Consider the following 25,348-nt stretch of genomic DNA (forward strand, 5'->3'; position numbering starts at 1 on the left):
CGGAGTGGACTCCGGCGATCCGATCGTGATCGTCGGCATGGGTATCGAGGCGCCCGGTGGCGTGGACACCCTCGCGGAATTCTGGTCGGCGCTGGCCTCGGGCCGTGAACTGCTGGGGCCGTTCCCGCGGGACCGGGACTGGCCGCTGGCGGAACTGCTGAGCCTGGGCGCCCAGGACGGCTGGGGCGCGGTCCCCGATGCGGGCGGCTTCCTCACCGGCGCGACCGAGTTCGATCCGCTGTTCTTCGGCATCACCCCGCGCGAGGCGGTCGCCATGGACCCGCAGCAGCGGGCCGGCATGCGGGTGGCGTGGCGGGCGCTCGAGCAGGCCGGGATCAATCCCGCCGCGGTGGAGGGCGATGCGGCGGGCTGCTGGATGGGCGTCTCCGTGATGGAGTACGGGCCCCGGGTGGCCTCGGTCAACGAGCACAGCGGCTACCGGGTCACCGGGACCGCGCTGGGCGCGGTGGCCGGGCGCATCTCGCACGGGCTGGGCCTGACCGGGCCCTCGATCAGCGTCGACACCGCGTGCGCGTCCGCGCTCACCGCCGTGCACCAGGCCGCCGCCGCCATCCGGGCGGGCGAGTGCGAGTGGGCGCTCGCGGGCGGGGTGTGCGTCATGGGTTCGCCGGGCGCGTTCTACGAGTTCTCCAAGAACAACGCCCTGGCCTCCGACGGCCACTGCCGCTCCTACGCCGCCGACGCCACCGGAACACTGTGGGGTGAGGGCGCGGGAGTCGTCGTGCTGGAACGGGAGTCACGGGCGCGCGCGCTCGGACACCGGGTGTACGGACGGCTGCTGGGCTCGCGTGTCAATCACAACGGCAAGGGTGCGCCGATCGCGGTGCCCAGCGCGGCCGCGCAGGAACGACTGATCCGCGACACCCTGGCGGTGTCCGGCATCACCGCCGAGCAGGTCGGGCTGATCGAGGGCCACGGCACGGGGACCCCGGTCGGCGACCCGCTGGAATTGGCCGCTCTCGCCGCGACTTACGGCGTCGAACGCGCCGACACCCCGCGTCTGGGCTCGGTGAAGTCCAACGCCGGTCACGCACAGGCGGCCTCGGGTCTGCTGGCCCTGATCAAGGTGCTGCTGGCCGGGATGCACGGGCAGATCCCGCCCACCCTGCACGCCGAGCGTCCGACCGGCGAAATCGATTGGGAAGCCACCAGTCTGCGCCTCGCCACCGAACTCGAACCGTGGTCCGCCGCGGACGGCGTGCGCTACGCGGCCGTGTCCTCGTTCGGTGTCGCGGGTACCAACGCGCATGCCCTGGTCGCCCTGCCCGAGCTGGAGGAAAGCGATGTGTAGCCACCGGCTGCCCGATGGCAGCATCCCCGTCCTGCTCTCGTCCGACACCGCCGACGGCGTGCGCGCCGAGGCCGCGGGCATCCTGGACTTCCTGGAGTCGCGGCCCGCGGTCACCCCGGAACGGGTGGCGGACATGCTGTTCCGCACGCGCACCGCCCGCCGGTACCGGGCGCTGGCCATGGTCACCGGACGCGAGGAACTGATCGACGCGCTGCGCGCCGTCGCCGCCGGGACCGCGCATGCCGCGGTGGTGGCCGGCGACGGTCCCGCCACCGCGCGCCGGATCGGCTTCGTGTTCCCCGGCCAGGGCAGTCAGCGCCCCGGCATGGGCAAGCTGTACTACGAGCTGTCCCCGGCCTACCGGGCGGCGGTCGACGAGTGCTCGGGCCTGCACGCCGAACGTTTCGGCCACGACCAGCCGCTGCACTACCTGCTCGGCGCCGAGGGGCGGTACCAGGACACGGTGTGGGAAGTGCAGCCCGCCTTGATGTTCCACATGGTCGGTCTGGCCGCCATGTGGCGGGCCGCGGGCGTCGAGCCCGCCGCCACCGTCGGACACAGCCAGGGTGAGCTGGCCGCGGGCGCGGTCTCGCGGGTGATGTCGGTGCGTGACGCCGTGCTGGTGGTCACCCACCGCGCGCGCCTGGTCGAGCGGCTGTCCCCGCGCGGCTTCTCCATGGCCGTGCTGGCCATGGACCGCGAGGACTGCGAGGCGCTGCTGGCGCGGAACTCCGGCTGGGCCGAGCTGTCGGTGGTGAACGCCCCGCACATCATGGCCATCTCCGGTGACCGCGAGACCATCACCGACATGGTCGCCGCGGCCACCGCCCAGGGCCAGTTCGCCCGCGAGATCGGTGTCGCCTACCCGGCCCACACCTCGATCGTGGCCGAGTTGCGCGAGGAGTTCGAGGGCTTCCTCGGCGGCGAGATGAGCAGCGCGACCTTCCTCGACACTCGAATCCAGTGCTATGGAGCGACATTGGGCGCGCCCATCACCGCCGACCTGATCCAGGAACAGTACTGGTACTGGAACCTGCGCAATCGCGTCCGCTTCGACCGCGCCGTGGTGGCGGCGGCCCGCGACGGCATCGACACCCTCATCGAGGTCGTCGAGCATCCGGTGCTGCAGCTGGCCCTCCAGGAGAACCTCACCCTGGTCCCGCCGGACCCGGCCCGCGGCCCCCGCGACGTCAAGGTCCTCGGCACGTCCCTGCGCACCGCGACCACGCTGCGCGAATTCACCCGCAACCTGGCGACCGTCGCGGTCCACGACCTCGGCTACGACTGGAGTGCCCTGCGCACCGACGCCGTCCCGGCGCTCCCGCTGCGCGACTTCCCGCACACGGTCATGAACCCCAAGCGTCTGTGGGCGAACCCGGGCTACGCCCCCGACAAGGTGACCGCCCCCGCCCCGGCCGTGCCGAAACCCCAACGCCTGGTGGAGAAGTGGAGCCCGTGGGAACGACGCTCCCTGACCGCCCCGCGCCGCCTGGCCTTCGTCGACCCGACCGGCCGGTGCGCCGACCAGCTCTCCGCCCTGCTGGCGGCCGCCGACCGCTACGGCGCCACCGCGACCGCGCTGACCGTGACCGCATCCGATTCGGCCGCGGCTCCGCTCGCGTCCGCCATCGGCGCGTCCAGCCGCCCGACTTCGGAGCGGATCGAGTCGAACCCCCGGGGAACCGGCCGCGTCGATGTCGGCTCGGTGCTCGATTCGGCCGCAACGGTCGCCGTCACCGGGAACGGTGGGCCGGGTACGGCCGACCGCGCACTCGGTGAGGCGCGGTCCGCTGCGGCCGTCTCGGCTGATTCGGCGTCGACGTACGACAGCGTCGTGATCCTGTGGCCCGCGCTGTCGGAAGGCGGCTCGGCGAGCGCGGTGGCCGAGCTGAGCGAGTTCTTCGCCGGGCGAGCCTGGCTCCCCGCACTGGACCGCCTGCGCCCGGGCGGTGACTGCTGGCTGGTGACCAGCGGCGGCGAGTCGGTGGTGCCCGAGGACCAGCTGCCGCAGCTGTTCCACGGCGCGGTGGCCTCCGGATTCCGGTGTGTCGGTGTGGAGAAGCCCGGACTGCTGTTCCGGCACCTGGATCTCGCGGCCGACGCCGGAGTCGCGGATGCCAAGCGCCTGGTCGCGGCGTTGCACACGGCGGGTGAGCCGGAGGTGGCGTTGCGCGGCACCCAGGTGTTCGTCAAGCGACTGGTCGCCGACGAGTCCGAGCCGGGTGCGGCCGCCGATCTGGATCATGTGCTGATCGTGGGTGGCACCGGCAAGCTCGGCCTGTTGTTCGCGGAGCATTTCGCCCGGCAGGGCTCGGGCCGGGTCACCCTGGTCAGCCGGTCCGGCGAATCCGGTGCGGCCGCCGCGGATTTGGCGCGGGTGCGAGCCGCCGGAGCCACCGAGATCGTGGTCGAGGCCTGTGATGTGAATGCCGCCGACGATGTGGCGCGCCTGGCGTCGGGGTTGGGGGAGCGGCCGGTGAGCCTGCTCGTCCACGCCGCCGTCAACTATGTGGACGCGGGCATCGAGGAGATCACCGCCGACATGGTGGCCACCGCCGCCGCGTCGAAGGTGCTGGGCCTCGAAGCCGTGCTGGACGCGGTGCCGCTGAGCGCGACCGGCCGGGTGCTGCTGTGCTCGTCCATGGCCGCGACTCTCGGTGGGCGTGGGCAGATCCTGTACGCGGTCACCAACCGGATGCTGGACGTGCTCGCCCGCCGTGCGCGGGAGCGCGGCATCGACTGCTCGTCGCTGGAGTGGGGCCTGTGGAGTGTCGCAGGTCCGCTGGACGAGGCGGGCATGGCGCGGGTCGAGGGCGCCGGGGTCTTCCCGATGCATCCCGCCGACGCGATCGCCGCCGGATTCACCGGGCAGCCGACGGACGCCATCGTCATCTCCGCGGACTGGTCGTTCCTGCGCGATGTCATGGGAGCGTTCGGCCAGGCGTCGGTGCTCTCGGAAGTGCCGGAGCCGGAACCGGTCCCGGTGAACGCCGCCGCGGAACCGGAAGCGCCCGTCACGGCCGAGGTCGTCGCGCCGGAGCCCGCCACTCCCGCCGCACCCGCGCCGGTCGTCGCCGACCGTCCGCTGGCGGATCAGGTGCTCGCCGAGCTCGAACGCGTCATGGGCATCGACACCGGCGACAGCATCGACCGCTCGGTGCCGCTGGTCGCCCTGGGCCTGGACTCGTTGCAGGCCTTGGACTTCCGCAAGCGCGTGCGGGCGTCGCTGGACCGGGATCTGCCGGTCGCCGCGATTCTCGGCGGCGCGTCACTCGACGATGTCGTGCTGCTCATGGCAGCGAACACCAACTAAGGGCTAGGGGCCAGATTTCATGTCAGACACCGATGCCACCGTGGCCGGAACCTCCGTCGCCGACCGCCGCCGGGAACTGTTGCGGCGCAAGCTGGCCGAGCAGGGCCTGGCCGTCGACACCGCCGCCCCGGTGCGCCGCACCGCGGCGGGGGAGCGGCGGCCGCTGTCGGCCGGTCAGCGCCGCATGTGGTTCCTGCAGACCCGTGATCCCGAGGACACCACGCTGAACATCTGCGTGGCGTACCGGTTGACCGGCGCGCTGGACGAGGAGCGGCTGCGGCAGGCGGTGGCGTCGGTGTTCGCCCGGCACGACGTGCTGCGCACCACCTTCGGTGTGGACGAGAACGGCGAGCCCTTCCAGGTGTTCACCGATGAGATCACCCTGCCGTGGCAGTCCCACGATCTGACCGAGCTGGCCGAGTCCGCCCGCCCGGTGCGGGTGGAGGTGCTGGCCCGCCGCGAGTTCGGCCGCCCCTTCGATCTGGCCACCGAACTGCCGCTGCGGATCACGCTGGCGCGCACCGGAATCCAGGAGTGGGTGCTGTTGCTGTCGGCGCACCACGGCTGCTGGGACGATGACGCCTGGGGCGTGTTCTTCACCGATCTGAACGCCGCCTACAACGGCGCCGCGCCGACCGCCCCGCCCGCGCAGTTCGTCGACCTCGAGGTCCTCGACGCCCCCGCCGACGACGAGGCGGACATCGCCTATTGGCGAAACACCCTGCGTCCCTTGCCCGAACCGCTCGAGCTACCCGGCGCGGCCGTGGCCGCACCCTCCAAGCGCGCCGACCGCTGCACCGTGGCGCTGCCCGCCGACCTGCTCGGCCGGGTGGACGCCTTCGCCCGTGAGCACGCGGCCAGCCCCTTCATGGTGCTGCTCGCCGGGTACGCCGCGCTGATCCAGCGCTACACCGCCGCCGAGGACTTCCTGGTGTCCATCCCGGTCACCAACCGCCGCTCGGCCGCCGCCGAACAGCTCATCGGCTATTTCGGCAACACCCTGCTGCTGCGCGAGACCTTCGCCCGCACCGAGACTTTCGCCGTTCTGGTCGAGTCCACCAAGCGCACCTGCCTGGACGCCTTCGCGCATCAGGCCGTCGGCATCGACCGCGTCGTCCGCGAGGTGAACCCGGAGCGGGTCGCCGGCCGCGACGGCATGGATCAGCTGGTGCGGCTGGGCTTCAGCGTCCGCAAGAGCGCCGACGGGTTCGCGTTGCGCGAGGTTTCCTCGGTGCAGCTGGACGAGCTGGGCGCGCCGACCGCGCAGGTGCCGCTGGCCCTGGCCGTCGTCACCGAGAGCGCGCACGGCGCGGTGCTCGAGGCCGAGTACCAGGTGGACGTGCTGTCCGAGCCGCTGGTGCGGCGCATGCTGGAACACTTCGTGCGCCTGCTGGATCGGGCGCTGAGCGCGCCCGCCGCCCGCCTCGCCGACCTCGACATGCTGGGCGGCGCCGACCGCACCGCGATCCTGGAGCAGTCGCGCGGCGCGCAGGCGCCCTCGGACGAGACCACCATGGTCGACCTGTTCGAGGCCGCCGTGGCCGCCGGACCCGAGACCCTCGCCCTGGTCTCGGAGGACACCGAACTCACCTACGCCGCCCTGAACCGCCGCGCGAACCGCCTGGCGCACTGGCTGATTCGCGAGGGCCTGGGCGGCGAGGACATCGTCGCCCTGCGCATGAGCAATTCGGTCGAGTTCATCGTGGCCGTCTACGCCGTGCTCAAGGCGGGCGCGGCCTACCTGCCCATCGACCCCGCCTACCCGGACGACCGCATCGACTATCTGGTCGCCGACGCCGCCCCGCGGCTGGTGCTGGGCCGGGTCGAGCTCGACGCCGCGGAGGAGGCCGCCGCCGGGCTGCCCGACGCCGACCCCTCGGACGCCGACCGCGTCCGCCCGCTGCTCCCGGCCAACCTGGCCTACGTCATCTACACCTCGGGCTCGACGGGCAAGCCCAAGGGCGTCCCGGTCTCGCACGCCGCGATCGCCGAGCACGTGGTCAGCTTCACCGCCGAATGGGGCATGACGTCGGAAGACGTACTGCTGCAGTCGTCCTCGGTGTCCTTCGACGCCTCGCTGCTCGACATCTTCGTCACCCTCGCGCTGGGCGCGCGCCTGATCGTGCCCAAGCCGGAGGCGTTCCGCGACATCCGCTACGTCGCCGATCTGATCACCCGCCGCGGCGTCACCGTGCTGCACATGGTGCCGTCCATGCTCAGCACCTTCCTGCTGCTGCCCGAGGTGAGTGAATGGCGGGCGCTGCGTCACGTCCCGGTCGGCGGTGAGGCGCTGCCGGGTGAGGTGGCCGACAAGTTCGCGACCGTCTTCGACGCCGAACTGCGCAACCACTACGGCCCGACCGAGGCCGTCGTGTGCGCCACCCATCAGCCGGTGTCGGGCCCGCAGGGCACCGGGATCGTACCGATCGGCGTCCCGAATCAGAACGTGCACGCCTACCTGCTCGACGAGGCCCTGCAACTGGTGCCCGCGGGCGTGGTCGGCGAGATCTACCTGGGCGGTGCGCAATTGGCGCGCGGCTACCTGGGCCGCCCGGCCCTCACCGCGAGCCGTTTCGTCGCCGACCCGTTCACCCCGGGCGCGCGCCTGTACCGCTCCGGAGACCTGGCCCGCCGCAACGAGTTCGGCGAGATCGACTTCGTGGGCCGCGCCGACGAGCAGGTGAAGGTGCGCGGCTTCCGGATCGAACTCGGCGAGGTGGAGTCCGCGCTGGCCGCGCACCCGGCCGTCGGCCACTGCGTGGTCGTGGTGACCGAGGATCCGGCCGTCGGCGCCCAGCTGGCCGCCTACCTGGTGCCCGCCGCCGGCGCGACCGTGGACGTGGAGCAGGTCCGCGCCCAGGCCGCCGCCGCGCTGCCGGAGTACATGGTGCCCAGCGCTTTCGCCGTGATCGACGAGATCCCGCTGACCGTCAACGGCAAGCTGGACAAGCGCGCGCTGCCCGCCCCGGCCCCGGCCGTGGAGCGCGTGCACCGCGCGCCCGCCACCGCCACCGAGCGCCGCCTGTGCGGGATCTACTCGCACCTGTTCGGTGTCCCGGTCGTCGGCGCGGACGATTCGTTCTTCGAACTCGGCGGCCACTCGCTGCTGGCGGCCCGCCTGGTCGCGCAGATCCGCGCGGAGTTCGGTGTCGAGCTGGATGTGCGCATCGTGTTCGACACCCCGACCCCGGCCGGGCTCGCGGCCGGTCTGGTCGCCCGGTTCCGTGACGAGTTCGGCATCGACCTGGACGCCATGGACGACGAGGACGAGACCGCCGAGCCGGTCGAAACCGTGGTCCCCGCACCGGTTTCCGGCCGTCCCGCCGTGACCGAACGGGAGCGCCCGGAGCGGCTGCCGCTGTCGTACTCGCAGCTGGCCATGTGGTTCCAGTACCGCATGGAGGGCCCCAGCGCGGTCGGCAACCTGCCCTTCGCCGTGCGCTTCGAGGGCGGCCTCGACATTCCCGCGCTGCGCGCCGCGCTCACCGACGTGGTGGCCCGGCACGAGGCGCTGCGCACCGGATTCGGTGAGCGGGACGGCATTCCGTACCAGGAGATCCGAGCGGCCGGTGAGGTCGCGCTCGACGTGACCGGCGTCGACCCCGAACTGCTGGCCGACGAACTCGCCGAGATCGGCCGCTACGCCTTCACCGTCGAATCCGAGCCGCTGCTGCGCGCCCGGCTGCTGGTGCTCGACCCGAGCACCCAGGTGCTGTCGCTGCTGGTGCACCACATCGTGGCCGACCACGCCTCGCTGGGCATCCTGCTCGACGACCTGATCGCCGCCTACCGTGCCCGCGTCGAGGGCGGCCGGGCTCCGGAGTGGACTCCGCTCGCCGTGCAGTACGCGGATTACGTGCTGTGGCAGCACGACGTCTTCGGGCCGGGAACGGATTCCGCGGCGCGCGACTACGGCCGGGCGCAGCTCGAGCACTGGCGCGGCGCGCTGGCCGACGTCCCGGACCAGATCGACGTCGCGCCCGACCGGGCCCGCCCCGCGGTGCTCGGCAAGCGCGGCGAGGTCGCCACCTTCGCCGCCCCGGCGGCCCTGCGCACCGGGCTCGCGGCCCTCGCCGAGTCCTGTGGCGCAACGGAATTCATGGTTTACCAGGCCGCCGTCGCGACCCTGCTGCACAAGCTGGGCGGCGGCTCCGACATCGCTCTCGGCACCCCGGTGGCCGCCCGTGTCGACCCGGCCACCGCGCCGCTGGTCGGCCTGTTCGCCAATATGGCGGTGCTGCGCAACGACCTGTCCGGCACGCCGACCCTGCGCGATACCGTGCGCCGGGGCCGCGAGGTGGTGCTGGACGCGCACGCGCACCAGGAACTGCCGATCGAACGCCTCGTGGAGGCGCTCAACCCGGCGCGTTCCCGCTCTCGCAATCCGCTGTTCCAGAGCATGCTGCACTTCCGCGGCGCGGACTGGGCCCCGGCGACGGTGACCGTGGCCGGCGCCACCACCGCCACCGTGCTGCCCGTCGACTTCGACGTGTCGTTCCTGGATCTCAATATCTCGGTGAACGTCACCGGCGACGGCGGGCTGGCCGTGCGTGTGGTCGCCAACGCCGACCTGTACGAGCCGGAGACCGTGCGGCTCATCGGGTCCGCGCTGGTCGCCACCCTGGAGGCGTACGCGACCGCGCCCGACCGCACCGTGGTCGAGCTCGAGGTGCTGCCGGTCGCCGACCTGGACCGGCTGCTCGCGCCGCCCGCGCCCGCCGCGCGGACCCTCGCCGTGGCCACCGGCGACCACGCCGCCACCGAACGCGCCCTCATCGACCTGCTCGAGGAGCTGCTCGAGATCGACGATGTCGAGGCCGACGACAACTTCTTCGCCCTCGGCGGCGACAGCGTCATCTCCATCCAGTGGTCGGCCCGCGCCACCGCGCTCGGCCTGGCGCTCACCCCGCAGCTGGTGTTCGAGCACCTCACCATCGCCGAACTGGCCGCCGCGGTCGATGCCGCCGAACCCGTTGCCGCGCAAGCGGAGTCGATTCCACAGGAGGAATCCGCGCCCCTGAGCGCCTCCGGCCTCGACGCCGACGCCCTCGCCGCCCTGACCGCCTCCTGGGGAGCCCGATGACCGCCGCCGCTGGAACCCCGAGCGCCGCCGCCCCGCCGCGGATCGAGGACGTCCTCGCGCTGAGCCCGCTGCAGGAGGGCCTGTTCTCGCTGTCGCGGCTCGCCGGCGACGGAATCGACCTGTACACCATGCAATTCGTGGTGGACATCGACGGCCCGCTCGACACCGGCCTGCTTCGCCGCAGCGCCCAGGCCATGCTGGACCGGCATCCCAACCTGCGCGCCGCGTTCTGGGACGAGAACGTGCCGCGGCCGGTGCAGATCGTGCCCGCCCACGCCGAGATGCCGTGGACCGAACAGGACGCGCGGCCCGAGGAATTCGACGACCTCGCCGCCGCCGAACGGCGCGTCCCGTTCGATCTGAGTCGTGGGCCCGCCCTGCGCGTGCTGCTGCTCACCGTGCCCGGGACCGGCGCGCGGCGCATGATCCTCACCGCCCACCACATCCTGATGGACGGCTGGGCGGTGGCGATCTACTTCACCGAGCTGCTGGCCGTCTACCAGGCGGGCGGATCCGCCGCGGCACTGCCGAAACCGCGTCCCTACCGCGACTACATCGCCTGGCTCGGCGCGCAGGACACCGCGGCCGTCACCCAGCGCTGGACCGACTACCTGGTCGAGCTGACCGGCCCGCTGCTGCTGGCGGGCGGCGCGCCGATCGCCGCCGACGCGGTGCCGGAGAAGACCCGCCTGCTGCTGTCGGCCGCCGACACCGCGGCCGTCCGGTCCTGGGCGGGCGCCCACGGCCTGACCCTCAATACCGCGGTGCAGTTCGCCTGGACGGTCCTGCTCGGCCGCCTCACCGACCGTCGCGACGTCGTCTACGGCACCACCATTTCCGGTCGCCCCGACCAGCTTCCGGGCGTGGAGGGCATGGTCGGGCTGTTCATCAACACCGTGCCCGTCACCCACCGCCTGGACCGCGAGCTGTCGGTGGTCGAGCAGTGCGCGCGCCTGCAGCGCGAATGCGCGGCCATGCGCGACATCGGCTACGTGAGCCTGTCGTCGGTGCAGCGCGCCGCGGGGCACGGCACGCTCTTCGACACCCTGTTCGTGTTCGAGAACGCGCCCATCGACGACGCCATCCGCACCGTCACCGCCCCCGACGGGGCCCGGTTCCGGCCGGTCGAGATGGAATCCCTCGCGCACTACCCGCTCACCGTGGTCGCCCACATGAGCGGCGACGAACTGCTGGTCCAGTTCGAGGCCATGCCCGCCGCCCTGCCGTACCTGCCCGCCGAGGGTCTCGGCGAGCGGCTGCTGGCGGTGCTGCGTCAGCTGCCCGGAATCGGGTCGGCCACACCGGATGCGCTCAGCGTGCTCACCGCCGACGAGCGCGCCGCGTTCGCCGCCGCCGAGACCCCCGGCGTGGATTCGGCCGAGCCCGCCGATTCGGTGTGGGAGCTGTTCGAGCGGCAGGTCGCGGCGACACCGGAAGCCGTTGCGCTCCAGGACAGTTCCGGACTCCGGCTGACCTACCGGGAGCTGCGGGAGCTGGCCGCCCGGCAGGCGGTCGAGTTCGCCGAGCGGGGTGTCGGCGCGGAAAGCGTTGTCGCGCTGGTCATGCCGCGCTCGCCGCGCTCGATCATCGCGCTGCTGGCCGCGTTCGCCGCGGGCGGTGCGTATGTGCCGGTGGACATCACCCTGCCCGCCTCCCGCATCGAATCGATCCTGCGGCAGGCGAGCCCGGCGCTGGTGGTCACCGACGCCGCCACCCGTGGCGACCTCGATCCCTCGGGCACCCTGCTGACCGGGCCCGTTCTGGTGCTCGACAATTCCCCTGTAGCGCAGGGCCTTTCGGACGAGCCGGTCGGCACCCCGCAGGTCGTCCGTCACCCGGATCAGCTCGCGTACCTCATCTTCACCTCCGGCTCGACCGGCGAACCCAAGGGCGTCGCCGGAACCCAGGCCGCGCTCATGGCCTACTTCGCCGATCACCGCGACCGGGTCTACCGCCCTGCCATGGCGCGGCTGGGCCGCCCGCTGCGCATCGCGCACGCCTGGTCGCTGAGCTTCGACGCCTCCTGGCAGCCCATGGTCGGCCTGCTGGCCGGGCAGGCCATCCACCTGTTCGACGCCGTGGAGATGCGCGACGCGCACCGGTTGTGCGCGGGCATGATCGCCCGCGACATCGACATGATCGACACCACCCCGTCGATGTTCGCGCAGCTCAACGCCGCCGGACTGGTCGACCGCGAACTGCCGGTGCTGGCACTGGGCGGCGAGGCCATCGACGCCGCGCTGTGGGCGCGACTCCGCGAGCTGGCCCCGAGCGCCGGCAGCGGACGCGGCGGGACCGCGGTGTACAACTGCTACGGCCCGACCGAGACCACGGTCGAGGCCGTGGTCGCCCCCATCGCCGAGTTCGAGACCCCGACCATCGGCACCCCCAACGCCGGAATGTCGGGCTATGTCCTGGATTCCATGCTGCGCCCGGTTCCCGGCGGCGTCGTCGGCGAGCTGTACCTGTCGGGCCCGCAGCTGGCCCGCGGTTACATCGGCCGCGCGGCAACGACTTCGGACCGTTTCGTGGCCGACCCGTTCCGGCCCGGCCGCCGCATGTACCGCACCGGTGACCTGGTCCGTCACCTGCCGCACGGCGGCCTCGGCTACCTGGGCCGCGCCGACGCGCAGGTCAAGGTGCGCGGCTACCGCATCGAGATCGGCGAGATCGAGACCGCGCTGCGCCGGCTGCCCGGCGTGGACACCGCGGCCGTCACCGTGGTCCGCCGCGCGGGCGGGGCGAGCCTGGTGGGCTTCGTGGTCGGCGAGCCCGATCGGGTCGTGGACCCGGTGCGCACCCGCGCCGCGCTCTCGGAGAGCCTGCCCGCCTACATGATTCCGGCCCGGGTGCTCACGCTGCCGCAGCTGCCGGTCAACGCCAACGGCAAGCTCGACGGTCCGGCCCTGACCCGGCTGGCCGAGGCCGCCCTGGCCGACACCGGCTCCGACACCGCGCCGCGCACCGCCACCGAGAAGGAACTCGCCGAACTGCTGGCCGAGCTCTTCGACGGCCGCGCGCCCGGCGTGGACGACGACTTCTTCGCCCTCGGCGTGGACAGCATCGTCGCCATCTCCCTGGTCAACAAGGCCCGCCGCCGCGGTCTCACCCTGACCCCGCGCATGGTCCTGGCCACCCCCACCATCCGGGAACTGGCCGCCGCCCTCGACGCGGCCGAGACCGCCGCCGCCGAGAAGGTCGCGGATTACGGTGCGGTGCCGCCGCTTCCGGTGGTGTCGTGGATGTACGAGTACGGCAACTACCGCCGCTTCACCCAGACCGCGCTGCTGCGCTTGCCCGCCGGCATCGACCGGCAGGCCATCGAGGCCGCACTCCAGGGTGTGCTGGACGGCTACGACACGCTGCGCTCCACCCTCACCGATACCGGCGACGGCCCGCGCCTGGTCACCGCGCCGCCCGGCACGGTGCGGGCGGCCGACATCCTCACCCACATCGCCGATCCCGCCGACACCGCCCAGGCCGTGCACGGCGCGGCCCGGGTCCTGATGGACGAGATCGACCCGCGCACCGGCGATATGGTGCGCGCGGCCTGGTTCTCCGGCACCGATCAGGGTGACGTCCTGCTGCTCACCATCCACCACCTGGCCGTCGACGTGGTGTCGTGGCACCTGCTGATCGCCGCCCTCGGTGAGGGGGCCGCGCTGCCGGAGTCCACCTCGTACCGGGAGTTCTCCCGGCGGATGGCCGAGCGCGCCGAGTCGGCGGAAATCCTGTCCCAGAGCGCGTATTGGCGTGATCAGCTGGACGCCCCCGACCCGGCCATCGGCCGCCGCATCCCGTATCCGGACACCGACACCTGGTCGTCGCTGCGGGTCGCCACGGCCATCACCCCGGTCCCCGTGACCGAACGGGTACTGGCGTCCCTCACCCGCGACGAGGGCGTGCGCGAATTCCTGCTCACCGCCCTCACCGTCACCCTGGCGAGCTGGCGGCGCGAGCGCGCCCAGGATCCCGCGCACGGCGCGCTCATCGCGCTCGAGGGTCACGGCCGCGCCGACGACCTGCTCGACACCGACACCAGCAACACCCTCGGCTGGTTCACCACCGTGTTCCCGGTCCGCCTGGGAGCGGGCGCGACGGTGGACATCGAACGCGCCGAACAGGATCCGGCGGCGGCGCGCGCCCTGCTGGACGCGGTGACCGCGCAGCTCGCCGCGATCCCGAACGGTGGCTCGGACTACGGTTTGCTCCGCTACACCACCGGAGTGCCGGAGCTGGCCACCGCGCGGCACCCGCAGGTCGAGTTCAACTACCTGGGCCGCGTGGACCTCAGCGGCCAGGCCGCCGACTCGTGGTCGCTGCTCACCGGCCCGCTCAACGAGTCGCTGCCGCTGGATCCGGAACCGGACCTGCCGCTGCGCTACGCCCTCGATGTCATCGCGGGCATCGGCTCGACCCCGGAAGGCCCGCAGCTGACCACGAATTGGCGCTGGAGCGAGACCCTGTTCACCGAGGCGGAAGCCACCCGCCTCACCGAACTGTGGCAGCGCAGCCTGGCCGCGCTGGCGGCCGCCACATAGCGGAAGACGAGACGACATCGGCCGCCGACCTCGACAGGGTCGGCGGCCGTTCGTCTCCGGTAACCGATCAGGCGGCGGCGGATTCGCCGCGGTGACCGTGATGCGGTGCGGAGAGCCGCCGCTCGATGGCCGACGGCGCCGCGGCAGCGACGGACCCCTCCAGATCGAGCAGCAGCCAGCCGTCGCGCGTCCAGCCGCCGTGGATATCGGTCCGCGCCAGGCGTCCGCCCGGCACGAACGGGTCGTTGACGAATCCTTCGGCGGCGCCGTCCAATTCCAGCGCCAGCGCCGAACCGCCCAGGTACACACGGCCGGACCGGCCCGGCGGCACCAGCCGCAACGCGTCGTCCAGCACCAGCAGCCGAGCGCCGGGAATCGGCCGCACCCGCCCCGAACCGTCCAGGGGTCCGCGTGCGGCCACGCCCGCGTATTCCGGTGTGGTGTAGGCGAATCCGGTGCAGGAGCCCGGAGCCAGTTCGTGCAGCAGCGCCGACAGCGCCGCCGGGCAGTCGTTCCCGAACACGTCCCAGCGGCGCACGGTGGGCAGCGCGGGGGAGGGGAGGAAGGCGAGGTTGGCCAGGGTGTCGGCGTCGGCCACCACGTGGGTGGCCGCGCTCAGCGCGATGAGTTCGGCGAGGGCGCCCGCGTCGGCGCGCTGCGGGGCCGTGGCCAGGACCAGCGTCGCCCCGTCGGCCAGTGCGGCCAGCAGTTCGACCGCGGCGTCGGTGGTGTCCCAGCGGGTGGCCAGCAGTCGCGAATCCGGCGAGCCGTAGGCGCGGTCGATCTGGCAGGAGCGCTGATCGGCGGCCACCGCGCGGCGGTCGTCGGCGGCCGCGGCCACCGCGACCGGTTTCAGCCCGGTGCCGGTGGGGCCCAGTTCGGCCAGCACCGTGCCGAATTCGGCGGCGCTGGCGATATCGCAGAGGATGCGGGCCAGATCGTCGAGGGTGGGTCCGGCCGTGCCGGTCACGCCGCCGTCGAGCCGTTCGTAGAGTTCGGCGTAGGTGAGGATGTGCCCGCCGCAGCGGACGGCCGTGCGCAGTGACGGCACGCGGCGCCCGCAGTCGATGAGCATGGAAACCGAGGGGACGTCGTACAGTTCGACCCCATTGGCCCATTCGTCCGCGAGCCGGTGACGCTCGACGGCGGACAGTGAATCCGGCACCGCACGCTCCATCGTTCCAAACCCCCGGTACTAACTTATGCAAACCTAACCTAATCCATGAAGAGCACGATCGGCCACCCCTTCGGGGATCGAATCGGCGACAACGGTCTGCAACTCGGGAGAAAATTAGGCTAGGCTCACCTACCGCTCGGCCGTTTCGGCCGGGCACGCTCGGTCGATCCGGTCGGGCAGAGCAGACAGGAGAGCACGATGAAGTCGCGGTCGTTCACCGCAAAAGCCGCCCTGGCGGCGGTCGCAGGCCTGCTCGCGCTCGGGCTCACGGCCTGCGGATCCAGCTCCGACGACACGGCCTCGGGTGGCGGCGCCCCGGTCACCATCACCCACGCGCACGGCCAGACCACGGTCGAGGGCACCCCGACCCGCATCGTCGCCCTGGGCAACCAGTGGCTCGACACCACGCAGGCGCTCGGCGTCACCCCGGTCGGCTACATCGACAACATCGCGGTCCTCAGCAAGGGCGCCCCGCCCTGGGAGCCGGCCGCCCTGTCGCAGTCCAAGGCCCTCTCGACCACCGGCAGTCTGGCCGAACAGGTCGCCGCGCTGAACCCGGACCTGATCCTGGCCGACCCGTTCATCGCCGACGCCAAGACCTACGGCGACCTGTCCAAGGTCGCGCCCACCCTGCCCGGCCTCACCAAGGAAGCCGTGACCCCGTGGGCCGACCAGGTGCACGCGCTGGGCCAGGTACTGCACCAGACCGCCGCCGCCGACAAGGTGGTCGCCGACCTCAACGGCCGCATCGACGGCATCGCGCAACGCAATCCGGGCCTGAAGGGCAAGACCTTCGTCAGCTCCTGGCTGGCCGGGCCGTCGCAGCTGATGGTCCTCACCGACCCGAAGGACGGATCCAGCCGCCTGTTCACCCAGCTCGGCATGACCATCCCGCAGCGCCTGGTGGACCAGGGCGGCAACGGCGGCCGCCTGGCCCTGTCGCCGGAGCGCCTCGACGAACTGAACGCCGACCTGCTGCTGGCCGGCTACTCGCCCGGCTTGGACGAGAAGTACCGCGCCCTGCCCGGGTACAACGACCTGCCCTCGGTGAAGAAGAACTCCATCGTCTTCCTCACCGTCCAGGAGATCAGCGCCATCAACCAGCCCACCCCGCTGGCCCTGCCCTACCTGCTCGACAAGCTCGAACCGGCCCTGGCCAACGCCGCCAAATGACCCGCGCCGACCACCGCTACGCGCTGCGCCCCGGCGTCACCTGCCTGACGATGCCGGGCGGCGCGGTCCTGCTGAACCCGCCCCGCAACGAGAAGCTGACGGGCCTGACCGCACCCCAGAGCCAGGCCCTGAAGACCCTCAACCGCGGCCCGGCGACCCTGACCCAGCTGGAGCCCGAATCCGATTCGGTGACACCGCTGCTCGACCGCCTGACCGGCGCGGGCTGGCTGGAGGTCACCGTCCGTGACGGCGATCGGGATCTCTACACCCTGCGCCCCTTCGCCACCCCGCCCGCCCGTCCGGCGGGCGCGTCGGCGGCCCCCCTCTCGAAATTCACGGTGATCCACCGTGATTCGGAGGGCCTGGTGCTCGAGCACCCCACCTCGTGGTGCGACCTGCGGGTGCACGACCCGCGCCTGCTCGCCTTGGCCGGCGGTGCGAGCCCGTCCGAACTCGGCCTGCCCGAGCATCTTTCGGCCCGCATCGCCGCCGACCTGGCCTGGGGCGGCTTCACCGCCGACCCGTCCACCGAGTCCGGCGACTTCACCACCCGCAGCTGGAGCGCCCCCGACCTGTGGTTCCACCGCCGCAGCACGCTGGGCTCCCGCACGGTCACCTGGGACAACTTCGGCCCGACGGCGTGGGCGAAGGACGAGTTCCCGCAGGTCCCCGCGCACCGTCCGGCCTACCCGGGCGAGTCGGTCGCGCTCCCGGCCCCCGATCTGGCCGCGCTGCGCGCCTCGGACCCGTCCCTGACCGCCGTCGTCGAGGACCGCCGCTCCTGCCGCGCCTTCGACGACAGCAACCCGATCACCCTGGCTCAGCTGGCGGAACTGCTCTACCGCACCGCCCGCACCCGCTCGGTGGAACGGACTCCCGACGGCGGCGAACTCCCGTCCCGCCCTTACCCTTCGGGCGGCGGCGTTCACGAGCTGGAGCTCTACCCGGTGGCCCGCACTGTCGAGGGCCTGCCCCCCGCCATGTACCACTACGACTCCTTCGAGCACGTCCTGCGCCCCGTGGCCCCCGCCGATTCCCCCGAGGTCGAGCGTCTGCTCCGCACCACGACGGCGACCCTGGCCAATGCGTCCGAACCGCAACTGCTGCTGTTGATCTCGGCGCGCGCGGGCCGGGTCATGTGGTCCTACGAGTCGGTCGCCTACGCCAACATGCTCAAACATGTGGGCGTCCTCATGCAGACCCTCTATCTGGCGGCCACCGCCATGGGTCTGGGCGCGGTGGCCCAGGGCTTCTCCGACACCGCCGCGTTCACCGCCGCCGCCGGCGTCTCCGAACTGGAGGAATGCAACGTGGGCAGCGTCATCCTGGGCACCCCCGCCGCCTGAACCGGTTGTCGGACCTGCCTGGGAGGATCGATCGCATGACGGTGACCGGGGATGATGTTCGGGCGGTGGCGCTTTCGCTGGCGCGCACCGCCGAGCAGTTCGAATGGCAGATGCCGACCTTCCGGGTCGCGGGGAAACTGTTCCTGACCCTGCCGGAGAACGAGACCTCGATGGCCGTCCGATGCCCGATCGCCGACCGCGACGAACTGGTGCGGGCCGAGCCGGACAAGTTCTGGATCGCCCCGCACGAGGCGGGCAACGCCTGGGTCCGGGTTCGCCTGGCGGCCTTGGACGATCGCGACGAGCTGGAGGCCATCGTCACCGACTCGTGGCGGCAGGCCGCGCCCCGGGAGTTGACGGACCCGGCCTGAGCGGCCGGGTCCGCGCGGGTCAGAAGGTGACGCGCTGGTCCTCGGGCAGGAAGAGCTTGTCGCCGGAGGTGACGCCGAACGTGCTGTAGAACTCCGGCAGGTTGCGGACGACCTGGTTGCAGCGGAATTCGTCGGGGGAGTGGGTGTCGGAGAGACCCTCGGCGGTGAGCTCGGGGGTCTGCTTCGCACGCCAGCCCCGGGCCCAGGACAGGAACATGGTGCGGTAATCCGGGTTGTCATTGCCGGCGCGCTTCTCGGCGAGCCGGTAGGCGGCCAGGGCGATCTGGAGTCCGCGCAGGTCGGCCAGGTTCTCACCGAGCGTGAGTTTGCCGTTCACCTTGTTCTCGGGCGACACCCCCTCGGGGACCAGGCCGTCGTACTGGGCGACCACCTTGGCCGCGCGGGCTTCGAAGGCGGCCTTGTCCTCCGGCGTCCACCAGTCCCGCAGATTGCCGTCGCCGTCGTACTTGCGGCCCTGATCGTCGAACCCGTGTCCGATCTCGTGGCCGATGGTCGCGCCGACCGCGCCGAAGTTCACCGCCAGCTGCGCGTCCTTGTCGAAGTACGGCGGCTGCAGATACGCGGCGGGGAAGACGATCTCGTTGTTGGGCGGCGAGTAATACGCGTTGACGGTCTGCGGGCTCATGCCCCACTCGGACTTGTCGACCGGCTTGCCGAGCCGGTCCCAGTCCTTCTTGTTGTTGAACGCGTTGATGGCGAGCAGGGATTGGACGAGCTTGCCGCGGGTGACGGTCAGCTTCGAGTAATCGTCCCACTTGTCCGGGTACCCGATCTTGACTCGCATCTTGTCCAGTTTGGCCAGGGCCGCGTCCCGGGTGGGCTGCGTCATCCAGGCCGAGGCGCGGAAGTTCTCCCGGTAGGCGTTCAGCAGATCGTCCACCATCCGCTTGACCTCGTCCTTGGCCGAGGCCGGGAAATGCTTGTCCACGTACAGCTTTCCCAGCGATTCCGGCAGCGAGGAGTTCACCAGGTTGACGCCGTACTTCCAGCGTTCCTGCCGCTCCTGCTGTCCGCGCATGACCCGCCCGGCGAACTGGAAGTAGGCGTCGTTGATCGCGATCGGCAGGTAGGGCGCGTAGGCCCGAACCACCGACAGCTTCAGATAGTCGCGCCAGATCGCGATATCGGTGTCGGCCCAGATCTGCCCGGCCGCGGTGATGTAGGACGGCTGCGCGACCACCACTTCCGCGAACAGGTCCTTGGGCCGGTCGGTGCATCCGGCCAGCCACGGCTCGAAGTCGAAGCCGCGGCCGAGTTCGGTCAGCTGCTGCCAGGTCATGCGGTTGTAGGAGGCGTCGGCGTCGCGGCGGCGCACCCGATCCCAGAAGACGGCCGCGATGCGGGTCTCCAGGTCGAGGATCCGCTGCGCCATTCCGCTCGGATCGGCGAACCCGGCGCCCTTGGCGATCGCTTCCAGGTAGACCCGATACCCCTTCAGCTTCTCGGCGTACTGCGGTTTGCTGTAGTAGTCCTCCTCCAGCCCGAGCCCGGACTGCGAGATCCCGGGGATGTAGGCGTTGGAGTTCTTGCGGTCGATGCTGACGCCGATCCCGATCAGCCCGCCGATCGGCAACGCGCCCATCACCTTCGCCAGATCGGGCTTGGTCGCGGCCTTGTCGACCTGGTCGAACAGCTCCTGCAGCGGCTGCATCCCGAGCTTCTCGACGGTGTCCCAGTCGACGCGCGCGTCGTAGAGGTCGCGGATCTTCTGCGCGTCCGAACCCGGTTCCGGGTCCTTGATCCCGTCGATGATCTCCCGCAACTGGTTCAGCGTGCGCTCGTTGGCCTCGCTGATCGCACCGAAGGCGGGCTTGTCCGGCGGCAGCTGGTACTCCCGCAGCCACTTGCCGTTGACGTACCGGTACAGGTCGTCCTGCACCCGGACCGCCTCGTCCGCTCCCGAGAGATCCGGCCCCGTCACCGTTTTCGCCGTCGAATCCTTGCTACAGGAGGCCAAGGCGGCCGCGGCCGGAACCAGCCCGAGGGCGATCAGGAATGCGCGGCGATCCAAGCGCGCCGAACCCGACGAAGTCACAGGCACTACCTCTCGTGAAGCTGCGATACCGACGCGAGGCTACCGGGGAAGGCAGCCCCGCGCGGGGTGTCGCGAGCTCAGAGGGTGACGCGCTGGTCCGGCGGCAGGAACGCTTTGTCGCCTTCCTTCACGTCGTAGGTGCTGTAGAACTCGCCGAGATTGCGCACCACCTGGTTGGATCGGAACTCCGGGGGCGAGTGCGGATCATTGGCGAGCTGCTGTTCCAGCGACTGGTCGGTCATCTTGGTCCGCCAGGTCCGGCCCCAGGATTCGAACATCGGCTTGTAGTCGGGCGTCGCGGTCCCCGCGCGCTCCTGCGCCATGCGGTACGCGGCCAGCGAGATCTCCAGTCCGCGCAGGTCGGCCAGGTTCTCTCCGACGGTCAGCTCACCGTTCACGTGCTGATCGGCGGGCAGACCCTCCGGCACCAGCGCGTTGTACTGCGCGATGAGCTGCTCGGTCTTGGCCTGGAAGGCGGCCTTGTCCTCCGGGGTCCACCAGTCCTTCAGGTTGCCGTCCCCGTCGTACCTCGCGCCCTGATCGTCGAAGCCGTGCCCGATCTCGTGGCCGATGACCGCGCCGCCCGCACCGTAGTTCACGGCGGGCGCGGCGTTCGGGTCGAAGAACGGCGGCTGCAGGAATGCCGCGGGGAAGACGATCTCGTTGCCGCTGGGGTTGTAGTAGGCGTTCACCGTCTGCGGCGGCATGCCCCACTCCGACTTGTCCACAGGCGTCCCCAGCCGGTCGAACATGCGCTTGGCGTCGAAGGCCGCGGAGGCGCGCAGGGATTCGATCAACCGGTCGCGGGTGACGGTGAGCTTGCCGTAGTCCTCCCATTTGTCCGGGTAGCCGATCTTGGCGTCGATCTTGTCCAGCTTGGCGATGGCCGCCGCCCGGGTGGGCGCCGACATCCAGGACGAGTTCTTGAAGTTGTCCCGGTAGGCCGCGCGCAGATCGTCGACCATCTCCAGCGCCCGCTTCTTGGCCTCGGGCGGGAAGTGCTTGTCCACGTACAGTTTTCCGAGCGCCTCGCCGACCGTCTCGTTCACCGTGGACACCGCGGACTTCCACAGTTCGGGCCGCTGCTGCAGGCCCGCCATCTCCCGGCCGAAGAAGTCGAAGTTCGGATCGGCGATGGCCTTGGGCAGATAGGTGGCGAAGCCGCGCACCAGCGCCAGCTTCAGATAGTCACGCCAGGCGGGGATGTCGACCTCGGCCCACAGTTGCGCCGCGCCCGTGATGAACGACGGCTCGCCCACATTGACCTTGCCGAACAGGTCCTTGGGCCGGTCGGTGGTGCCCGCCAGCCAAGGGTCCCAATCGAATTGCGGCCCCAGCGCGGTCAGGTCCGCCCACGTCGTCAGGTTGTAGGTGGCGTCGGTGTCGCGCAGTTTCACATTGTCCCAATGGAATCCGGCGATTCGTTTCTCCAGGTCGACCACCCGGTCGGCCAGGGCGGTGGGGTCGGCGAACCCGGCGCCCGCCGCGATGCGCTGCATATAGGTCCGGTACTTGGCGAGCTTGTCGGCGTTCTCGGGCTTGCGGTAGTACTGCTCGTCCAGCCCGAGCCCCGCCTGCGAGACCTCGGCCAGATAGGCGTTGGAGTCCTTCGGGTCGGGCCCCACCCCGATCCCGATCAATCCGACCCCGGGCAGCGCGCCCATCACCTTGGCCAGTTCGGCCTTGGTCGCGGCCCGGTCGATCTGCTCGAACAGATCGTTGAGCGGTGTGATGCCGAGCTGCTCGATGACGTCCTTGTCCATGCGCCCGTCGTAGAGGTCGCGGATCCGCTGCGCGTCGGATCCGCCCTTCGGGTCGCGGATACCCTCGATGATCTCCTTGAGCTGCTGCTCCACTCGTTCCTGCACCTCGTCGAAGGTGCCGAAGGACACCTTGTCCGGCGGCAGCTGGTACTCGCGCAGCCATTTCCCGTTGACGAACCGGTACAGGTCGTCCTGCGGCCGGATCGCCGGATCCGATCCGGCCATATCGGGCCCGATGAGCGAGGCCGGTTTCCCGGCCTTGGCGTCGTTCTTGTTGCAGGAGGCCAGCACGGCCGCGGCGGGCACCAGCCCCAGCGCGATCAGGAAGCCACGGCGGTCGAGAGCAGGACGCTCGGAAGTCAACGCGAATCTCCTCTACCGGATAATCGGATTGCTCGTACGTTGCTCGAGCCGACGCTAGTGGACCCGGCTGAGGAACCCCTGAATCCGCGCCGAACCCCCTGATTTGGGTACGACCTGGGCCTTCGTTAGACTGTTGCGGTTGCCTGCGGGAGCTATGCCCGCACTTCGGCCGCGAACCCACGGTGGTTGTTCTCCCAGTTCGGTGAAAAACCGCTGGCAGGCGCGCGTCGCAGGGCAACTGACCATGCCCGTCGGGTCGGCAATCCGGCGTGCATTTCGTCCAGGTCTAGGAGGAGCTGAAGTGATTCAGCAGGAGTCGCGACTGCGCGTCGCCGACAACACGGGTGCGAAGGAAATCCTCTGCATCCGCGTGCTCGGTGGTTCGTCGCGTCGCTATGCCGGCATCGGTGACATCATCGTCGCCACTGTCAAGGACGCCATCCCCGGCGGCAACGTCAAGAAGGGCGAGGTCGTCAAGGCCGTCGTCGTGCGCACCGTCAAGGAGCGTCGTCGCCCGGATGGCTCGTACATCAAGTTCGACGAGAACGCCGCGGTGCTCATCAAGGCGGACAACGATCCGCGTGGCACCCGCATCTTCGGCCCGGTCGGCCGTGAGCTGCGTGAGAAGCGCTTCATGAAGATCGTCTCGCTGGCCCCGGAGGTGCTGTAACCATGAAGGTGCACAAGGGCGACACGGTCATCGTGATCTCGGGCAAGGACAAGGGCGCCAAGGGCAAGGTCATCCAGGCCTTCCCGGCGACCGGCAAGGTCCTCGTCGAGGGCGTGAACCGCATCAAGAAGCACGTCGCGGATTCCGCGAACCAGCGTGGCGCCAGCTCGGGCGGCATCGTCACCCAGGAAGCGCCGATCCAGGCCTCCAACGTGATGGTCGTCGACTCCGACGGCAAGCCGACCCGCGTGGGCTACCGCACCGATGAGAACGGCAAGCGGGTCCGCATCTCCCGTCGCAACGGGAAGGACATCTGAGATGACTTCTACCGAGAACAAGGTTCAGCCCCGCCTGAAGACCCGCTACCGCGAGGAAATCAAGCCGGCCCTGAACAACGAGTTCAACTACGCCAACGTGATGCAGATCCCGGGCGTCGTGAAGGTCGTCGTGAACATGGGTGTCGGTGACGCCGCCCGTGACGCGAAGCTGATCAACGGTGCGGTCGCCGACCTCACCCTGATCACCGGCCAGAAGCCCGAGATCCGCAAGGCCACCAAGTCCATCGCGCAGTTCAAGCTGCGTGAGGGCATGCCGATCGGCGCGAAGGTCACCCTGCGCGGCGACCGCATGTGGGAGTTCCTGGACCGTCTGATCTCGATCGCTCTTCCGCGTATCCGCGACTTCCGCGGTCTCTCGCCGAAGCAGTTCGACGGCCACGGCAACTACACCTTCGGTCTCTCCGAGCAGTCGATGTTCCACGAGATCGACGTCGACAAGATCGACCGTCCGCGTGGTATGGACATCACCGTGGTGACCACCGCGACCAACAACGAAGAAGGCCGCGCCCTGCTGAAGGCCCTCGGCTTCCCGTTCAAGGAGAACTGATCCATGGCTAAGAAGGCTCTGATCAACAAGGCCAACGCCAAGCCGAAGTTCGCGGTGCGCGCCTACACCCGCTGCCAGCGCTGCGGTCGTCCGCACGCTGTGTACCGCAAGTTCGGCCTGTGCCGCGTGTGCCTGCGCGAGATGGCCCACCGCGGCGAGCTCCCGGGCGTCCACAAGTCGTCCTGGTGAGCCGAAGCTCCTCGTGAGCTGACAACTCCACACCCGAAGGCCCCCACCGTGATTCGTCCCGGTGGGGGCCTTCGGCATTGTCGTCGACCCTCATTTCTCGCAGCTGCTCCCCGACCAGTTGACCCCGCCGGTGATCACGGCTGGGCGGTGACCCACGCTGTTACGGCGTCGAGGAACTCCGGGCCGCCCGTGACGTATCCGCCGATGGTTGCGCCGATCAGCGCACCCACGGGAATGGTGAGCCCCCACAGCAGGAACACGCACGCCCCGAGGAGGCCGCCCACAATGGCACCGGTGACGACGCCGGGCAGGTTTTTGTCGATCTGTTCCTTCAGGCGGTCGTAGGAGCTGATGTTCTTCAGTTGCGCGGTATCTTCCGCTGTTGGGGTCGGTGTCAGCGTCAAGGTGCGGCCGTCCGCACCGATGTGCTGCACGAGCGGAATCGAACGCCCGTCGACGGCGAACTGTTGCGGCATTTCGGTCATCGCCGCTCCGTTGCCGGACTCGAGCACCACCGCGCCGTTCCGCGCCATCTCGAACTTGCCATTCTGAACGGTGGTCGTGATGACCTTGTCGACTGGCGAAATGGTGATCTGGTAGCCGATTTCATGATCCAGACCGGAAATGATGCCCGCCGCAGCCGGCTGCTCGGCGACAGCCGGCTCTGCATGGGCGGTTGCCGCGGTAATTCCCACGGCCGAGATGGCCATGAAAACGACAGCGGTGATCTTCTCGAACTTCACTCTTCGAATCCCTCCACTCAGCTGCCCCTGATGGGGCGGACCGCACCAGACCTTAGGCGTCGAATTCGCCGGTGTGTGGTACGCCACACGCAGTGGGACACCTTACTCGCCGGCGGTGTCCGGAAATACTGAACCGCTCGGATTTGGTCGTTGCCACGCCCGGCGCACCAAATGTGACGATTTATCCGAAAAGGGTGGTTACGGGCAGGGTTTCGGATGTGCTGGGGGTACCGGTTTCGGCGCGACTTTTCGCCTGGCCGGCCATTCCGTGATCGGACGCTAAACTCGGTTCGCCAACCCACCGCGAAATACGTGGCCGAGGCCGCAGAATTCCGTGGGTTTCCCGGAATTGCCCGGATTTGC

Annotated in this window: 15 protein-coding genes; 11 read left to right on the forward strand and 4 right to left on the reverse strand. The window is 70.5% G+C overall.

Annotated features, from left to right (window positions below; translation table 11 throughout):
• Window positions 1–4 precede the first annotated feature (4 nt).
• The 4 genes from ACQPYY_RS04055 to ACQPYY_RS04070 are packed head-to-tail and all read left to right on the forward strand — an operon-like array spanning window position 5 to window position 14,249.
• Window positions 5–1,312, forward strand: coding sequence for a polyketide synthase (locus ACQPYY_RS04055; protein WP_433594564.1), 1,308 nt, complete (start codon window positions 5–7; stop codon window positions 1,310–1,312).
• Entirely contained in the window at window positions 1,305–4,625 is a 3,321-nt protein-coding gene (locus ACQPYY_RS04060; RefSeq protein WP_433592788.1) for an SDR family NAD(P)-dependent oxidoreductase, read from the forward strand. Before ACQPYY_RS04055 ends, ACQPYY_RS04060 begins: the two co-directional genes overlap by 8 nt.
• A gap of 19 nt (window positions 4,626–4,644) precedes the next feature.
• Window positions 4,645–9,708 (forward strand): amino acid adenylation domain-containing protein, encoded by a 5,064-nt coding sequence (locus ACQPYY_RS04065; RefSeq protein ID WP_433592789.1) that lies wholly within the window; start codon window positions 4,645–4,647, stop codon window positions 9,706–9,708.
• The gene (locus ACQPYY_RS04070) at window positions 9,705–14,249 is read left to right on the forward strand and encodes an amino acid adenylation domain-containing protein (protein WP_433592790.1); all 4,545 of its coding nucleotides are present in this window, start codon (window positions 9,705–9,707) and stop codon (window positions 14,247–14,249) included. The genes ACQPYY_RS04065 and ACQPYY_RS04070 overlap by 4 nt, the downstream gene beginning before the upstream one ends.
• A 67-nt stretch (window positions 14,250–14,316) precedes the next feature.
• Here ACQPYY_RS04070 and ACQPYY_RS04075 read toward each other — a convergent pair whose 3' ends face one another.
• Window positions 14,317–15,414 carry an AMP-binding protein gene (locus ACQPYY_RS04075; protein WP_433592791.1) on the reverse strand — a complete coding sequence of 366 codons (1,098 nt, stop codon included), beginning with the start codon at window positions 15,412–15,414 and terminating at the stop codon, window positions 14,317–14,319.
• Between the two features lie 210 nt (window positions 15,415–15,624).
• Here ACQPYY_RS04075 and ACQPYY_RS04080 point away from each other — a divergent pair, with 210 nt between their 5' ends.
• From ACQPYY_RS04080 to ACQPYY_RS04090, 3 genes are read left to right on the forward strand one after another with little or no spacing between them, the layout of a single operon-like run.
• Window positions 15,625–16,599, forward strand: coding sequence for an ABC transporter substrate-binding protein (locus tag ACQPYY_RS04080; protein ID WP_379105072.1), 975 nt, complete (start codon window positions 15,625–15,627; stop codon window positions 16,597–16,599).
• Window positions 16,596–17,945 (forward strand): SagB family peptide dehydrogenase, encoded by a 1,350-nt coding sequence (locus ACQPYY_RS04085; RefSeq protein ID WP_433592792.1) that lies wholly within the window; start codon window positions 16,596–16,598, stop codon window positions 17,943–17,945. Before ACQPYY_RS04080 ends, ACQPYY_RS04085 begins: the two co-directional genes overlap by 4 nt.
• Before the next feature lie 35 nt (window positions 17,946–17,980).
• On the forward strand, window positions 17,981–18,316 hold the full coding sequence (locus ACQPYY_RS04090; protein WP_357285126.1) for an MmcQ/YjbR family DNA-binding protein: 336 nt from the start codon (window positions 17,981–17,983) through the stop codon (window positions 18,314–18,316).
• A gap of 19 nt (window positions 18,317–18,335) precedes the next feature.
• Here the strand turns inward: ACQPYY_RS04090 and ACQPYY_RS04095 are convergent, their stop codons facing one another.
• Both ACQPYY_RS04095 and ACQPYY_RS04100 read right to left on the reverse strand, forming a co-directional pair.
• The gene (locus ACQPYY_RS04095) at window positions 18,336–20,372 is read right to left on the reverse strand and encodes a M13 family metallopeptidase (RefSeq protein ID WP_379105077.1); all 2,037 of its coding nucleotides are present in this window, start codon (window positions 20,370–20,372) and stop codon (window positions 18,336–18,338) included.
• 77 nt (window positions 20,373–20,449) lie between these two features.
• On the reverse strand, window positions 20,450–22,498 hold the full coding sequence (locus ACQPYY_RS04100; RefSeq protein ID WP_433592793.1) for a M13 family metallopeptidase: 2,049 nt from the start codon (window positions 22,496–22,498) through the stop codon (window positions 20,450–20,452).
• A 301-nt stretch (window positions 22,499–22,799) separates the two neighbouring features.
• Between ACQPYY_RS04100 and rplN the strand changes: the two genes are divergently transcribed.
• The 4 genes from rplN to ACQPYY_RS04120 are packed head-to-tail and all read left to right on the forward strand — an operon-like array spanning window position 22,800 to window position 24,242.
• A complete protein-coding gene (rplN, locus tag ACQPYY_RS04105) occupies window positions 22,800–23,168 on the forward strand; it encodes a 50S ribosomal protein L14 (RefSeq protein WP_033090674.1) in 369 nt (122 codons plus the stop codon).
• A gap of 2 nt (window positions 23,169–23,170) precedes the next feature.
• Entirely contained in the window at window positions 23,171–23,485 is a 315-nt protein-coding gene (gene rplX / locus ACQPYY_RS04110) for a 50S ribosomal protein L24 (RefSeq protein ID WP_357089127.1), read from the forward strand.
• Window position 23,486: 1 nt separating this feature from the next.
• Window positions 23,487–24,053, forward strand: coding sequence for a 50S ribosomal protein L5 (gene rplE, locus ACQPYY_RS04115; protein ID WP_040855261.1), 567 nt, complete (start codon window positions 23,487–23,489; stop codon window positions 24,051–24,053).
• Window positions 24,054–24,056: 3 nt separating this feature from the next.
• Window positions 24,057–24,242, forward strand: coding sequence for a type Z 30S ribosomal protein S14 (locus ACQPYY_RS04120; protein WP_029923637.1), 186 nt, complete (start codon window positions 24,057–24,059; stop codon window positions 24,240–24,242).
• A 134-nt stretch (window positions 24,243–24,376) separates the two neighbouring features.
• Here ACQPYY_RS04120 and ACQPYY_RS04125 read toward each other — a convergent pair whose 3' ends face one another.
• A complete protein-coding gene (locus ACQPYY_RS04125; RefSeq protein ID WP_379105082.1) occupies window positions 24,377–24,985 on the reverse strand; it encodes a hypothetical protein in 609 nt (202 codons plus the stop codon).
• Window positions 24,986–25,348 lie beyond the last annotated feature (363 nt).

The sequence above is a fragment of the Nocardia sp. CA-145437 genome (assembly GCF_050956485.1).
Taxonomy (GTDB): domain Bacteria; phylum Actinomycetota; class Actinomycetes; order Mycobacteriales; family Mycobacteriaceae; genus Nocardia.

Excerpts from the sequence above, each read along its gene's own strand:
- ACQPYY_RS04080 (WP_379105072.1), top strand. The coding sequence starts at position 15,625 with ATGAAGTCGCGGTCGTTCACCGCAAAAGCCGCCCTGGCGGCGGTCGCA.
- ACQPYY_RS04085 (WP_433592792.1), top strand. The coding sequence starts at position 16,596 with ATGACCCGCGCCGACCACCGCTACGCGCTGCGCCCCGGCGTCACCTGC.
- rplE (WP_040855261.1), top strand. The coding sequence starts at position 23,487 with ATGACTTCTACCGAGAACAAGGTTCAGCCCCGCCTGAAGACCCGCTAC.
- rplX (WP_357089127.1), top strand. The coding sequence starts at position 23,171 with ATGAAGGTGCACAAGGGCGACACGGTCATCGTGATCTCGGGCAAGGAC.
- ACQPYY_RS04065 (WP_433592789.1), top strand. The coding sequence starts at position 4,645 with ATGTCAGACACCGATGCCACCGTGGCCGGAACCTCCGTCGCCGACCGC.
- ACQPYY_RS04070 (WP_433592790.1), top strand. The coding sequence starts at position 9,705 with ATGACCGCCGCCGCTGGAACCCCGAGCGCCGCCGCCCCGCCGCGGATC.
- ACQPYY_RS04090 (WP_357285126.1), top strand. The coding sequence starts at position 17,981 with ATGACGGTGACCGGGGATGATGTTCGGGCGGTGGCGCTTTCGCTGGCG.
- ACQPYY_RS04120 (WP_029923637.1), top strand. The coding sequence starts at position 24,057 with ATGGCTAAGAAGGCTCTGATCAACAAGGCCAACGCCAAGCCGAAGTTC.
- ACQPYY_RS04060 (WP_433592788.1), top strand. The coding sequence starts at position 1,305 with ATGTGTAGCCACCGGCTGCCCGATGGCAGCATCCCCGTCCTGCTCTCG.